Genomic DNA, 14111 nt, shown 5'->3' with positions numbered 1-14111 from the left:
GGATCAGCGTGATCCCGTGCCCCTGCGAGACGCTGGAACGAGGAAGTCGATGACACGACACGAGGTTCTCCCGAATCCGAGCCGGGGACCGGTCGCGGTCGAAAGACCCGATGACTTCGACGAGTTCTGGCGCGACTCCCTCACCTACCTCGACCGCACGCCGGCCGCGGCGACCTACACCCGCGACGAGATCCTGTCGGGCGACGGCGTCGACGTCTACGACGTGCGGTACGACTCGGCGGGCGGCGTGCGGGTGGCGGCCTGGCTGACGGTGCCCGAGGGGGCCGAGCAGGTCGCCTCGCTCCCCGGCATCCTGCTCATCCCGGGGTACATCTCCGACCCGACGGTCGCCAAGTCCTGGTCGCTGCGGGGCTACGCGGTCATGAGCGTCGCTCCGCGCGGCAAGGTCCGCGCCCTCGATCACGTGAACCCGGGGTACCCCGGGTTGCTCGTCGACGGGGTCACCGACCCGTACTCGGCCACCTACCGGTCGTTCTACCTCGACGTCGTGCGCGGCCTCGACCTGCTGGAGCAGCTCGACGTGGTCGATGCCGCGCGCATCGGCGTGCACGGCTCGAGCCAGGGCGGCGGACTGGCCGTGATGCTCGGGGCGCTGCGTCCCGACAGCGTCGCCTGCCTCAGCGCGGGGGCGCCCTACCTCTGCGGCATCATGGACTCCGCTCGGCTCACCCTGACCTACCCGTACCAGGAGATCCGCGAGTACCTGTCGGTTCACCCGGAGCGCTTCGCCGCCGTGGATCGCACCTACGCGTACCTCGACGTGCTGAATCTCGCGGACCGCGTCGTCTGCCCGGCCCAGGTCTACATCGGCATGGGTGACGACGTGTGCCCGCCCGAGACCGCCTACGAGCTGGTGGACCGCATCCCGGGCGACGTCGAGTTCCTGACCTACGACGGGTGCGCGCACGGCGCGGGTCTGCCGTGGGTGAGTGCCGAGATCGACGCCTTCCTCGATGCGCACCTCCATCCTTCCGCCGTCGCCCAGCGGGAGCACGACCAGATCGGAAGCAACGCGTGAACGCCTACTGGACCGCTCTCGACGAAGAGCTCGCCGCCGTCCCGTCCGAGTGGTTGCTGCGCCAGGACCCGTACCGCACCACCGACGAGTGGGACTTCTTCTTCGTCGAGTTCCCGTCGATCGGGCACCGCGGCAGCGGGCGCTACCGCGTGGCGGGGTACCTCAGCGTGCCGCGTGCGGAGGGGCCGCTCCCGGCCGTCCTCGAGATCCCGCGTCACGGGAGCGTCAACCACACGCCGCACAGCAACGACCGGTCGCGGTACGTGATCCTCACGCTGATGCATCGCGGCCAGCGGCTCGCCGACCAGCCCTACCGCGCGGAGTACCCGGGACTCCTCATCGACGGCATCGACGATCCGGCGGAGTACGTCTACCGCGGCATCGTGGCCGACGCGCTCCGCGCCGCCGAGCTGCTGTTCGCGCACCCGAAGGTCGACCGCTCGCGGGTCGCCGCCGTCGGCGAGGACCTCGGGCTGCTCGTGGCCGCGCGGCGTCCGGGTTTCGCAGCCGTGCGCGTGGACGGGCTGCTGCTGACCTCGGCCTGGGAGCGCGCCGCGCGTACCCGCGGATACCCGATGGAATCGCTCAACGACCTGCGCCGCCATGCGCCGGAGGATGCCGTGGCGCGCGCGCAGCAGACCTCGGCGCTGTTCGATCCCGCGCAACACGCCGCCGGGATCGACGCCGCGGTGCTGGTGACCGATGCGGACCCGGCATCCGCCCCGGCCCTGCTCGAGGCGCTGGGCGACGCGGCCGAGCACTTCGTGCCGACCGGCCGGGACCGAGAGGACGACGACGCCCGCGACGCCTGGCTCGCCCAGCGGCTGGGCGTGCCGGCAGCGAGCCGCTTCGCCGCGACCGCCGTCGCGCTCCCCGGGGAGTAGCCTCATGATCGTCAACGCGGCGGCCACCCTCACGGCGCTCGGCGGATCGGTCATCCCCGAGCCGGTCATCGCGGCGATGGCCGAGGCGGCACGGTCGTACGTCGACCTCCCGGCCGCCTACATCGCGGCGGGAGAGGCCATCGCCGCGCGCACCCGAAACGAAGGCGCGGCGGTGACGGCGGGGGCGTCGTCGGCGATCACGCTCTCGGTCGCGTCGCTGCTCACGGGCCCCGAGCCGGAGAGCACGCAGATCTTCCCGCTGCGCGACGGTCACGCGCACGTGGTGATGCTGGCGCCGCAGCGCAACGACTACGACCTGGCGGTCCGCATCCTGGGAGTCGGCATCCGCGAGGCCGCCGACGACGCCGCGTCGCTCCGGGCCGCCCTCTCGGACGAGACCGTGTGCGTCCTGTGGTTCGCCGGCACCCAGTACCCCGCTCCGGGACTGGAGCTGAGCGAGGTGGTGGCGATCGCGGCGGAGAGATCGGTGCCGGTCATCGTGGATGCCGCGGCGCAGATCCCTCCGCTGTCGTCACTGTGGCGCTTCACGCACGAGTCCGGCGCCGCGGCGGCCATCTTCTCCGGCGGCAAGGGGCTGCGCGGGCCGCAGGACTCGGCGATCGTCGTGGGATCCCGGGCGATCACCACCGGCATCCAGCGTCACATGGCGCCGAACCACGGCATCGGACGCGGCATGAAGGTGACCAAGGAGTCGCTCGCCGGCATCCTCGCGGCGCTCGAGTACGCGTTCGCAGTCGACGAGGAGCAGCTGCTCGCGGGATACGAGACCGTGGTGCGCGGCTGGCTGCAGACCGCGCAGGATGCCGGACTGACGGCGCGCAGCGACTTTCCGAGCGAGGCCGGCCAGCCGCACAGCCGTGCGTTCATCGTCTTCGACTCGCCCGAGCGCGCAGCCGAGGTGAAGCAGCTGCTGTGGGAGCGCGAGCCCCAGGTGGCGGTGCTCGTCGTGGGATCCGCGATCGCCCTCAACCCGCAGCCCCTGCGTCCGGGGGAGGAGGCGCACGTCTCGGCCGCGCTCGTCGAGCTGGCGGCCGTGGAGCGCGCCGCCGCGGACTGACGGCGGTCAGCGCACGGCGGCGAGGGCGTCGATCTCGACGAGCATCGTCTCGACCGGGAGCCCGACGAAGACGGTGGTGCGGGCCGGGAGCACGTCGAGGCCGAGGCCGGCGAAGTACTCGGCGTAGACCTCGTTGAACGGGGCGAAGTCCTCGCGCTTCGTCAGGTACACGCGGACCATGATGACGTCGGCGAAGTCGGCGCCGCCGGCGGTGAGGATCGCGCGGACGTTGTCGAGCGTCCGGATCGTCTGGCCGCGGAGGTCGCCGGGGTGCAGATGCTCGCCGGTGGCCGGATCGGCCGGGCCCTGGCCGGAGACCTGCACGAGGGCTCCGTTGCGCACGCCCTGCGAGAAGACGGGGTACGGCGCCGGGGCGTGCGGGGTCGAGATCGAGGCGTTCATCGCGGGTCTCCGTTCACGTCGCACGGCGGATGCCGGGCCGGTATGTACGTGAAGTATACGAAATGCGGGACTCGCCTCGCGCTCCCGGCTGTGCCACCCTGGGAACACTCCACGGCCCTCTGCGCACGCCTCGTGCCGGCCCGAGCAGAAGCGAGCGCGTATGAACCCCCACGTCGGAGACGGCCAGGCCCTGCGCCCCTCGGGCGCCCGCGCGCACAACCGGCTGCTGGTGCTGCGCATGCTGCTGCGCGCGCCGGGGATCAGCCGGGCCGACGTGGCACGGATCACCGGTCTCTCGCGGATCACCGTCTCGCACGTGGTCACCGAGCTGATGGACGAGGGACTCCTCATCGAGATCGGCGCCCGGGAGTCGACGGGCCGGCGGGGCAAGCCCGCCACTCTTCTCAGGGCGAACCCGCGCGCGTATGCGGTCGTCGCGGCCGACCTCAGCCAGCTCGACAAGTTCCGCGCCGCCCTCGTCGGCTTCGACGGCGAGGTGCTGTCGACGGCGGAGGTCGACAGTCGCGACATGACGGGCGACGCGGCGATCGATGCCGTCATGAACCTCATCGCTCTGCAGCTGTCCCGTGCCGACGTGCCGGTGCGCGGCGTGGGCATCGGCACTCCCGGCGTCGTCGACGAAGAGGGCCGCGTGCTCGAGGCCTTCAACCTGCGCTGGAGGGACGTGCCCCTCGCGCAGCTGGTGAGCACGCGATTCGGGTTGCCGACCTACGTCGAGAACGACGCGAACTCGGCGATCTCGTCGGAGTTCCGATCGAGTGCGGATGCCGACGCCGTGCTCATCCGCCTCGGAACGGGCCTCGGCGGTGCGGTCATGCTGAACGGCGTCATCATCCGCGGCACGAATCACGCGAGCGGCGAGTTCGGCCGGGTGCGCCTCGCCGAGGGCAGCGACGAGACGGTGGAGTCGGCCGCGGCCACCGAGCTCGACCGGATCCTCGCCTCGACGGGCGAGGAGCGGATCGACGCCCATCGCGCACTCGGCACGGTGATCGGACGGGCCATCGCTCCGGCTGTGGGGATGCTCGACATCGCCGACGTCATCATCGCCGGGCCGGATCGGGTCGATCTCGGGCTCGTCATCGACGCGGTGGCCGAGACGACCGGGCGGATGCTGTCGGTGGGTCCGTACCGGCCCACCCTGCAGGTGCGTCGAGCGACCAGCGGCGATGACATCGTGATCAGCGGCGTCGCGGCGCAGGTGCTCGCCCAGCGTCTGGTCGAGTTCGAGCGCCTCGGCGAGAACGCTTGACACCGCCGTCCCCGCCGCGGGCTCCGACCGGGCCCACCAGGGAACCCGCGACGGCGCGGTGCCCCGCCGGCGCGCCCGGACGAGGGTGTCGCGTCGCGTCGGCATCCGCTCCGAATTTGTAATTTTTGCGCGCCCAATCCTGCGTTATTCAGAGACATCCGACGTATTTCCGGGCTTTTACACCATGGAATCAGGCGCGAAACGGGAACGAAACACGTTCTGCCCAACATTGGGCCAAGAAATAGTTTGTGTAGACCCCGTACGTAATTAATAATGAGACCGACGACATGATCCTCACGTCGGTTCAACGAAGATCCGTCGCCGCAGCTGGTCGCGGCGCATCATGAGAGGGAACTATCCATGAAGATGAAGAAGCATGCGGCGCTCGGCGCACTCGTGGTCGGCGCCCTGGCGCTGTCCGCCTGCAGCGGCGGCGCGGCCAGCTCCGGCTCCGACGGCGGCGAGTCCAGCCCCGACCTCACGGTCTGGTTCATGCGCGACGATGTGCCCGATGTCGCGCAGGAGTGGCTGAAGTCCGAGTGGGCGGACCGTCACGACGGCGCCGAGCTCACCATCGAGATCCAGGACTGGGACGGCATCGTCACCAAGCTCCAGACCACTCTCGCGAGCGAGACCCAGACGCCGGACGTCGTGGAGTTCGGCAACACCCAGGTGCGCACGTTCTCGACCGTCGGCGCCCTCTCCGACATCTCCGACCTGAAGGAGGAGATCGGCGGCGACAAGCTGATCCCCGCCCTGGTCGACGCCGGTTCGGTCGAGGAGGAGATGTACGCCGCTCCGTTCTTCGCCGGCGCGCGCGTCGTCTACTACCGCAAGAGCATGTTCGAGGCCGCCGGTCTCGAGATCCCCGAGTCGATCGAGGAGCTCAACGAGGCTGCCGTGACGCTCCGCGAGGCCAACTCCTCCATCCCGGACTTCGAGGGCATCTTCATCCCCGCGAAGGACCTCGGCAACGGTCTCGGCTGGCTGTTCAGCTACGAGAACCCGATCGCCGAGCTCGACGGCGAGGAGTGGAAGGGCACGCTCTCCAGCCCCGAGGGCATCGCGAGCCTCGAGGCTCTGCAGAAGGTCTACAGCGAGGGCATGTCGACGGCCGCCACGGCCACGGTCGACGAGACCCGCGCCCCCTTCGTGCCGTTCAACGAGGGACGCGCGGCGATGTTCTCCTCGCTGCCGAACGCGTGGGACAAGATCGACCCCGCCATCCAGGCCGACACCGGCGCCTTCGCGCTGCCGGGGCTCGAGTCGGGTGAGGTCGGCCACGCCCTCGCCGGCGGATCCAACATCGGCATCTCGGCGCTCTCGCCGAACCAGGAGCACGCCCGCGAGCTGCTCGCGATGATGTTCGAGCCGGAGTTCCAGGAGTACTTCGCCACCGAGGGCGGCTGGGTGCCCGGCAACACCGAGTACGCGAGCCCGCGTGAGGACAACCCCGCCGCCATCGAGCAGGTCGCCGCCGTCGAGAACGCCTGGATGACCCCCCTCACCCCGGGCTGGGGAATCATCGAGAGCAACGACACCATGCGCAACCTCTTCACGGAGCTCGCGCAGGGAGGCGACGTCAAGGCGCTCGCCGCGGAGTACGACGCGACCATCGCGTCTCTCCTCAACGATTGATCGCATCGGGGTGCCGGCGTCCGCGCCGGCACCCCGATCTACGAGAGAGCCATTCCGCATGTCGACAACCGTCTCCTCCCGGCGCCCGGCGATCCGCCGCCGCCAGCTGCTCCCGCTCTGGCTGGGCCTGCCGGCGATCGCGATCGTGCTGGTGACCCAGGGCTATCCGCTCGTCACGCAGTTCTTCATGTCGTTCCAGAAGTTCGGGCTCGCCCAGCAGTTCGGGCAGCCGGCGGAGTGGATCGCTCTCGACAACTACGTGCGCGTGCTGAGCGACCCGGTGTTCTGGGGCGTGATGATCCGCTCGATCGTCTTCTGCGCGATCGTCGCCACGCTCACCATGGTGCTCGGCGTCCTCGCCGCGCTGCTCATGACCAAGATCCCCACTCCGGCCCGCGTGCTGCTGCAGGTCGCGATGCTCCTCGCCTGGGCGATGCCGCACCTGTCGTCGCTCACCGTCTGGCAGTGGCTGTTCAACACCCGCAACGGCGTCGTCAACACGGTGCTGGTCGCGCTCGGGTTCGAGCAGTTCCACAACTACGCGTGGCTGCTCGAGCCGGGATCGTTCTTCGTCATCGCCGGCGCCGTGGTGATCTGGGGCTCCGTGCCCCTGGTGATGTTCATGGTCTACGCCTCGGTCACGCAGCTCGACGAGAGCGTGATGGAGGCCGCGCACCTCGACGGCGCCGGACCCTTCCGACGCTTCTTCTCGGTCACCATGCCGATGATCGCCCCCGTCCTCTTCCTCGTCGGGATGCTCCAGATCATCTGGGATCTCCGCGTCTTCACCCAGATCTCCGTCCTGCAGGATGCGGGCGGGGTCACCAGCGAGACCAACGTGCTGGGCACCTACATCTACGAGATCGGTCTCGGCCAGGGCAACTACGGCCAGGGATCCGCGGTCGCGATGATCATGCTGGTCCTCACGCTCGCGCTCACCGCCGGATACGTCCGCCAGCTTCTCAAGAATGCGACTCAGGCATGACTCTCACCTCCGCACCCCCCACGGAAGCCACCACCGTGGCGGTCGTCACCAACCGACGGCCGATCCGCGCACGTCGGTCTCCCCGGTCGCGTGCACAGCGCACCGTCTTCACGATCATCGCGGTGCTGTTCTCGCTGCTGTGGATCTTCCCGATCTACTGGATGATCAACTCCTCTCTGCAGACCGACGACGAGCTGTACGGCTCGGGCGTCACGCTCTTCCCGTCGTCGTTCTTCACGGGCAACTTCGGCCGCGTCCTCGGCGACCAGACGTTCTGGAGCGCGATGGGGATGTCGGCCACCGTGACGGTGCTGGCCGTCGGCATGTCGGTGGTCACCGCGATCCTCGCGGCCGCCGCGGTGAGCCGGTTCCGGTTCCGCAGCAAGGGCGCGATCATCGTCACGATCCTGGTGATCCAGATGATCCCCGCCGAGGCGATGTTCATCTCCCAGTACCGCATGATGGACAGCTGGGACCTCATCAACAGCGCACTCGGCCTCGCCCTGCTCTACGCCGGTCACAGCATCCCGATCACCATCTGGATGCTCAAGGGCTTCATCGACGGAATCCCGTACGAGCTCGAAGAGGCCGCGCAGGTCGACGGGCTCTCCCGCTTCGGGGCCTTCACGCGCGTGACCCTGCCCCTGCTCGCCCCGGGACTCGTCGCCTCGAGCATCTTCGCGTTCCTGTCTGCGTGGAACGAGTACACCCTCGCCCTCGTCATCATGAAGGACAACGCCGCCGCGACGCTGCCGCTGTGGCTGCGACGCTTCAACGTCAGCTACGAGGCCACCGACTGGGGCGGGATCATGGCCGGCTCCGCGCTGATCGCCATCCCGGTGATCATCGTCTTCCTCATCGTCCAGGGACGCATGGCCACCGGTCTCGTCGGCGGCGCGGTGAAGGGCTGATGGTGGCACTCGACACGGGGGCGACGCTCCTGGACCCGCCGGCCGATCCCCTGCCGGTCCCGGAGTACGCGATCGGTCTCGACGTCGGCGGCACCAAGGTGCGCGGTGTCGTGACCGACGCCGACGGGGAGATCCTCGCCGGCGCGCGCACGCGCACGCGCCCGACCGAGAGCGGCGTGCTCGACACGATCGAGGAGGTCGTGGCCTCGCTCCTCGACCAGACGGGCATCGACATCCGCCGCATCCGCGATGTCGGCATCGGCATCCCCGGGGTGGTCGACCCGGACACCGGCGTCGTCGCCCACGCGGTCAACCTCGGCATCGACCAGCCGTTCGACATCGTCGAGGCGGTGGGCGCCCGCCTGGGCCGCCCCGGTCGCGTGCACGTGGAGAACGACGTCAACGCCGCAGCCCTCGGGGTGGCGCACGCGCTCGGTCTGGGCGAGCGCTCGGCCGCCGTGATCTCGAGCGGAACAGGACTCGCCGCCGGCCTCGTCATCCACGGCCGCGTCTGGCGCGGAGCGCAGGGGGTCGCCGGCGAGATCGGGCACATTCCGATCGACCCCGAGGGCCCGGTCTGCAAGTGCGGCCAGCGCGGATGCCTCGAGCAGTACGCCTCGGGATCCGCCGTCACCCGCCCTCAGCTCGCCGACGGGTCGACCGTGTCGGTCAAGCAGATGTTCGCCCGTGCCGAGGAGGGCGACGCCGCGGCGCGCTCCGCCGTCGATCGTCTCGCGGGGGCCCTGGCGATCGGCATCCGCATGGTGATGCTGTCGCTCGACCCCGAGCGCGTGATCCTCATGGGCGGGGTGGCCAACGCCGGTCAGCCGCTTCTCGACGCCGTGCGCTCGGCTCTGCGCGACATGGCGGCCGTCTCGCCCTTCCTGGAATCCCTCCGGCTGGACGAGCGCGTGATGCTCGCGCCCGAGCTGGCGGATCTCCCGGCGCGCGGAGCGGCGCGCCTGCGCGCGTGAGCGGCGCGGCTGCGGCGGTCGACGAGTACCTCCGACGGCGGCAGGGACGCACACAAGATCAGAGGGTGCTCGCCCGCATCGGGCACCAGGGAAGAGGACGAAGATGATCGACCTGCTGGGATCGCTGTTCCCCCGACCGCGTGCCGCCACGGCCACCCCGGGAGCGGGCGCGGCCGTCGACGCGCCGCTCGAGGTCATCCTCGACGAGGGGCTACCCGCGGAGGGGTATCGCCTGCGGACCTCGGCCGACGGCATCCTCCTCGCCCATGCCGATCAGCGCGGTCTGCGCTACGGCCTGTCGACACTCGACCAGCTGCGCGCGCACCCCTCCTTCTCCGCGTACGTCGTCGAGATCGCGGACCACCCGGACTTCGCCGTGCGCGGCTACATGCTCGACGTCAGCCGCGATCGGGTGCCGACCCGCGCGACCCTCCTGCGCTACCTCGACCTGGCCGAGCGGGCCCGCCTCAACCACTTCGAGCTCTACATCGAGCACACGTTCGCCTATCGCGGCCACGATGTGGTCTGGCAGGACGCCTCGCCCTTCACGGTCGACGACCTGCGCTGGTTCGACGCGCAGTGCGTCGCCCGCGGCATCGACTTCGTCCCCTCGGTCAACTGCCTCGGCCACATGGAGCGCTGGCTGCGCCACGACGCCTACAGCCACCGCTCCGAGACGCCCGGCGGGTACGTCTGGGGCTTCGAGCACCGCGCGGCGGCCACCCTCCAGCCCACCCGCGAGAACGCCGACTTCGCCCTCGGGCTGCTGCGCGAGATCGCGGCGACCGCGAGCAGCGGCAAGATCAACATCGGCGCCGACGAGCCCTTCGAGCTCGGGCAGGGGGCGTCGGCGCAGCTCGTCGCCGAGCGGGGCAGCGGCGAGGTGTACTTCGAGTACGTGCGCTACCTGCTCGAGCAGCTCACCGCCGAGGGCTACCACGTCGAGTTCTGGGCCGACATCTTCGCCGAGCATCCCGAGCTGATGGGCCGCGTGCCCCAGAACGCCGTGCCCGTGGTCTGGCAGTACGACGGGCCGCAGCTCAGCTCGGCAGTGATCGACGGCGCCGACGACGAGCTGCGGGCGAAGTGGGAGGCGATCGCCTTCGACGTCGAGGCGACGCGTGCCGGGGCGCGCGGGCGCGCGACGGCGCTCGTGGAGTCCGGCGAGCCGTTCTGGCTCGCACCCGGGACGAGCACGTGGCAGTCCTTCGTCGGGCGCATCGACAACGCCGTCGACAACCTGATCGACGTGGCCCGGGCCGGCCTCGAGACCGGTGCCCGGGGGTACCTCAACACGCAGTGGGGCGACCACGGATCCCTGGAGCCGCCCACGGTCTCCTTCGCCCCCCTGCTGTTCGGCGGGGCAGTGTCGTGGTCCCTCGACGCGAACGCCGACCTCGACATGGCGGAGCTGAGCAACGACATCGCGTTCGGCGACGAGAGCGGACGCTTCGGCGAGGCGATCGTCGAGGCCGGACGCGCGGCGGACGCCCTGGCGTCGCCGCTGCTCAACGCGAGCCAGCTCTTCACCGTGCTCTGGCGCGCGGGTGAGATCCCGGCCGCGTCGTGGCCGGCGCCGGAGGGGATCGCCCGCGCCGAGGAGCACCTGCGGACCGCGCGGGCGCTGCTCGTCGGCGCCGCGCCCGCCGCCGCGGACGGACGCATCGCGATCGAGGAGCTCGAGCTGGCGATCGACCTCGCCCTGCTCGGCGCCGAGGTGCTGTCGCTCGGAAAGGACGGTCTGAACGCCCTCGAGCCGCGCGCCGCCGCACAGCTGCGGGATGCTCTCGACGAGCTGCTCGTGCGACAGCGGACGGCGTGGCTGCGCCGGGCGCGTCCGGGTGGACTGGACGACGCGGTCGCCAAGCTCGCACCGCTGCGCCGCCGTCTCGAGCGTCGGGCCGCGGAGGCGGGACGAGCGTCCTCCGACGTCGATTAAGTCGCTGAGGTATACGAAATGACGCGGCTTCTAACGTAGCGTTCGGGACGGACGGGCGGCCCTGGGAAGCGGGGGCTAGTCCGTCTCGAGCTCGGTGTCGGGTCCGGGGTCGCGCTCGGGCTCCGGCTCGGAATCTTCGACGGAGGAGGCGGCGGGCGGCGGTGGGGCGACGGGGAAGACGATCGAGCTGGTCGCCGCCCCGAATCCGAGCGTCAGCGGATCGACCGGAGCAGCGGTGTCGAGATCGGCGACGCCGTCACGCTCGCGGGGCTCGGAGGGGAGCCCGGCCCACTGCTTCTCTTCTTCTTCCGGCCGCTGTTGGAACAGTCCCATGCCGACATTCTCCCTCCACCGCGGGAGCCGCGGGCCGAGGGCATCCGCTCCGGCATCCAGGTCGCGGACAGGCGCGTCGTCCTACGGTGGAACGATGGCCGCTTTCACCTGGGACTCCTGGATCGGAACCGCCGCAGCCATCGGCATCGCGCTCGTCGTGGCGGCGAGCGTCGTCGCGCTGCTGGCGCTTGCCGTGGCTCTCGTGAGCCGCAAGGTCGGCGGGGTGCGGGAACTCGCCCGCCGGGCGCGCGCGTCGATGCTCGCGACGGTCGCCGTCGTCGCGATCTGGATCGCGTGCGCGGCGACGGAGCCGGCGCAGACGGACGGGTGGCCGGCGGTGTCGCGGCTGTTCCTCATCGCGACGATCCTCGTCGGGGCCTGGCTGCTCGGCGCGCTGGCGTCGTTCGGCTTCGAGGGACTCATGGCCCGCGAGGAGGCGGTGCGGGTCGGCCCGCACGCCCGTCGCCGGCGCACGCAGCTGCTGGTGATCCACCGGCTCGTGCTCGTGACCATCGCCGTCCTGGCCCTCGGAGCGGTGCTGTTCACGTTCCCCGAGATGCGGGCCGTCGGCACGAGCCTGCTGGCCTCGGCCGGCATCGTCAGCATCATCGCGGGTCTCGCGGCGCAGTCGATCCTGGGCAACCTCATCGCCGGCGTGCAGGTGGCATTCACCGATGCCATCCGGGTCGGCGACGTCGTCGTGGTCGAAGGCGAGTGGGGCACGATCGGCGAGATCAACCTGTCGTACGTGGTCGTGTACATCTGGGACGAGCGGCGTCTCGTGGTGCCGTGCAGCTACTTCACGACGACCCCGATCGAGACGTGGACGCGCCGGTCGGATGCCATCCTCGGCACCGTGTTCATGGATCTCGACTGGCATCTGCCGATGGACGAGGTCCGCGCGCAGTTCGAGCGCATCGTGCAGGCGTCGCCGTTCTGGGACGGACGGTCGTCCAGCGCGGCCGTCACCGATTCGCAGGGCGGATTCGTGACGGTGCGCTTCGTCATGTCGTCGAAGGACTCGTCGGACCAGTGGGATCTGCGGTGCGAGGTGCGCGAGAAGATGATGACCTGGCTGCAGCAGAACCACCCCGAGGCACTGCCGCGGACGCGGATCGCCGTCGAGCAGGCGTCGCTCCCGGTCTGAGGTCTCAGCTCGATGCCGCGCGGACGGCCTCGACGAGGTCGAGCCAGGGCCCGGAGAGGGCGCCGTCGGGGATCTCGCGCTCGCGCCGCTCCGAGGGGGTCCGCGCGCGGATCGTCCACTGGAAGCGGTCCGCCCCGGGACTGCTCTCGATCTCGGCATCCCAGGGGCACCGGTCGATGCGGTCGATCCAGTCGGCCGCCCCGTCGGCGCTCGCCTCGACCCGCCATCGTCGGGGGACCCCGGCGATGCCGCCCGACCGCACCACCGCGATGACGACGAGAGCCGAGGACTCCGGCTCAGTCTGCTGCGGGGACTCGCTCATCTGCATAGACTCCCACGGTCGTCCACGCGCGTCGAGCGGCATCGGCCGTCGCGGTGTCGATCGCGGCGGCGGCGGACAGCGTCGCGTCGGCGAACTCCACGAACGTCGCCTGGGCCGAGAGACCGCTCGTCAGTGCGCGGTACCAGACCGTGCCCGCCGTCTCCCAGGCGTTGCCGCCGAGGTCGAGCGCGAACACCGCGAAGGCGCGGTTGGGGATGCCGGAGTTGATATGCACCCCGCCGTTGTCTTCGGTCGTGCGCACGAAGTCGCTCATGTGGGCGGGCTGCGGGTCTTTGCCCAGCTCGTCGTCGTCGTACGCGGTGCCGGGCTCGATCATCGAGCGCAGCGCGCGGCCCTGCACGGCCTCGGTGAAGATCTCGGCCCCGATGAGCCACATCGCCTGATCGGCGGTCTGCCCCAGGGCGAACTGCTCGGTCAGTGCCCCCATGACGTCGGCCACCGACTCGTTCAGCGCACCGGGCTGACCCTGGTACTCGAGGTTCGCGGTGTGCTGCACGACGCCGTGCGCGAGCTCGTGGCCGATCACCGTGAGCGACCCGGTGAACCCGCGGAACACCTCGCCGTCGCCGTCGCCGAACACCATGCGCTGCCCGTCCCAGAACGCGTTGTCGTAGTCGACGCCGTAGTGCACCGTGGCATCGAGCGGGGCGCCGGCATCGTCGAGCGAGTTGCGGTGGAAGGCGGACAGCAGCATCTCGAACGTCGCGCCGAGCCCGTCGAAGGCCTCGTTGACCGCTGTGTCGTCGACCGGGCCGTCGTCTTCGGTGCGCACCACCGCGCCGGGGAGCTCCTGCGTGTTGCCGGCGTCGCTGATCGTGCGGTTCGGGGCATCCGACACCTCGGCGACCAGCGCGCCGTTCTCGTCGATCGACAGGTCGATGCGCGCCCGGAAGGGCGGGCGACCGGCCGTCAAGGTTTGACGCGCGGCCGCGGCCGCCTTGGGGAAGCGCCCGGACGCCGCGAGGCGCGCGAGCATGTACGACGGGACGACCCCGTGACGTCGTGCGGACTGTGGGCTGCTCATGCTCAGACCCTACGCCCGGCCACGGACGTCGGGCTCCGGCATCCGCAGATCGGCGGGAGTTCGCAGATCGGCAGGATCTCGCAGACGCGAGCCGGAAAAGGTGCGAAGTGCCGCAGAGCTGCGAGGTTCCGGGCGACCGGA

At 70.6% G+C, this 14111-nt stretch carries 14 protein-coding genes; 10 read left to right on the top strand and 4 right to left on the bottom strand.

Annotated features, from left to right (window positions below; all coding sequences use genetic code 11):
• Positions 1-49 precede the first annotated feature (49 nt).
• The 3 genes from AB3M82_RS06595 to AB3M82_RS06585 are packed head-to-tail and all read left to right on the top strand — an operon-like array spanning position 50 to position 3001.
• Entirely contained in the window at positions 50-1039 is a 990-nt protein-coding gene (locus AB3M82_RS06595; RefSeq protein WP_412956462.1) for an acetylxylan esterase, read from the top strand.
• Positions 1036-1923, top strand: coding sequence for an acetylxylan esterase (locus AB3M82_RS06590; RefSeq protein ID WP_412956461.1), 888 nt, complete (start codon positions 1036-1038; stop codon positions 1921-1923). Before AB3M82_RS06595 ends, AB3M82_RS06590 begins: the two co-directional genes overlap by 4 nt.
• A 4-nt stretch (positions 1924-1927) precedes the next feature.
• A complete protein-coding gene (locus AB3M82_RS06585) occupies positions 1928-3001 on the top strand; it encodes a hypothetical protein (protein ID WP_412956460.1) in 1074 nt (357 codons plus the stop codon).
• Positions 3002-3007: 6 nt separating this feature from the next.
• Here the strand turns inward: AB3M82_RS06585 and AB3M82_RS06580 are convergent, their stop codons facing one another.
• Positions 3008-3403 (bottom strand): RidA family protein, encoded by a 396-nt coding sequence (locus tag AB3M82_RS06580; protein WP_412956458.1) that lies wholly within the window; start codon positions 3401-3403, stop codon positions 3008-3010.
• Between the two features lie 160 nt (positions 3404-3563).
• On the opposite strand from AB3M82_RS06580, the gene AB3M82_RS06575 reads away from it, so the two are divergent.
• The 6 genes from AB3M82_RS06575 (at position 3564) to AB3M82_RS06550 (ending at position 11123) form a co-directional block, all read left to right on the top strand.
• Entirely contained in the window at positions 3564-4676 is a 1113-nt protein-coding gene (locus tag AB3M82_RS06575) for an ROK family transcriptional regulator (protein WP_412956457.1), read from the top strand.
• A gap of 360 nt (positions 4677-5036) precedes the next feature.
• Entirely contained in the window at positions 5037-6314 is a 1278-nt protein-coding gene (locus AB3M82_RS06570) for an extracellular solute-binding protein (protein ID WP_412956455.1), read from the top strand.
• Positions 6315-6372: 58 nt separating this feature from the next.
• Positions 6373-7299 (top strand): carbohydrate ABC transporter permease, encoded by a 927-nt coding sequence (locus tag AB3M82_RS06565; RefSeq protein ID WP_412956453.1) that lies wholly within the window; start codon positions 6373-6375, stop codon positions 7297-7299.
• A complete protein-coding gene (locus AB3M82_RS06560; protein ID WP_412956451.1) occupies positions 7296-8210 on the top strand; it encodes a carbohydrate ABC transporter permease in 915 nt (304 codons plus the stop codon). The genes AB3M82_RS06565 and AB3M82_RS06560 overlap by 4 nt, the downstream gene beginning before the upstream one ends.
• On the top strand, positions 8210-9184 hold the full coding sequence (locus tag AB3M82_RS06555; RefSeq protein ID WP_412956449.1) for an ROK family protein: 975 nt from the start codon (positions 8210-8212) through the stop codon (positions 9182-9184). The genes AB3M82_RS06560 and AB3M82_RS06555 overlap by 1 nt, the downstream gene beginning before the upstream one ends.
• 103 nt (positions 9185-9287) lie before the next feature.
• On the top strand, positions 9288-11123 hold the full coding sequence (locus AB3M82_RS06550) for a family 20 glycosylhydrolase (protein ID WP_412956447.1): 1836 nt from the start codon (positions 9288-9290) through the stop codon (positions 11121-11123).
• A gap of 75 nt (positions 11124-11198) precedes the next feature.
• Here AB3M82_RS06550 and AB3M82_RS06545 read toward each other — a convergent pair whose 3' ends face one another.
• On the bottom strand, positions 11199-11456 hold the full coding sequence (locus AB3M82_RS06545; protein WP_412956446.1) for a hypothetical protein: 258 nt from the start codon (positions 11454-11456) through the stop codon (positions 11199-11201).
• Between the two features lie 94 nt (positions 11457-11550).
• Between AB3M82_RS06545 and AB3M82_RS06540 the strand changes: the two genes are divergently transcribed.
• On the top strand, positions 11551-12603 hold the full coding sequence (locus tag AB3M82_RS06540) for a mechanosensitive ion channel family protein (RefSeq protein ID WP_412956444.1): 1053 nt from the start codon (positions 11551-11553) through the stop codon (positions 12601-12603).
• A gap of 4 nt (positions 12604-12607) precedes the next feature.
• Here AB3M82_RS06540 and AB3M82_RS06535 read toward each other — a convergent pair whose 3' ends face one another.
• Complete coding sequence (locus AB3M82_RS06535; RefSeq protein WP_412956443.1) at positions 12608-12925, bottom strand: hypothetical protein; 318 nt, start codon at positions 12923-12925, stop codon at positions 12608-12610.
• Positions 12900-13970 carry a M4 family metallopeptidase gene (locus AB3M82_RS06530; protein WP_412956441.1) on the bottom strand — a complete coding sequence of 357 codons (1071 nt, stop codon included), beginning with the start codon at positions 13968-13970 and terminating at the stop codon, positions 12900-12902. The genes AB3M82_RS06535 and AB3M82_RS06530 overlap by 26 nt, the downstream gene beginning before the upstream one ends.
• Between the last annotated feature and the right edge of the window lie 141 nt (positions 13971-14111).

The organism is Microbacterium californiense, assembly GCF_047246625.1.
In the GTDB taxonomy this organism is placed as follows: domain Bacteria; phylum Actinomycetota; class Actinomycetes; order Actinomycetales; family Microbacteriaceae; genus Microbacterium.
This window is presented reverse-complemented; position numbering and strand designations above follow the sequence as displayed.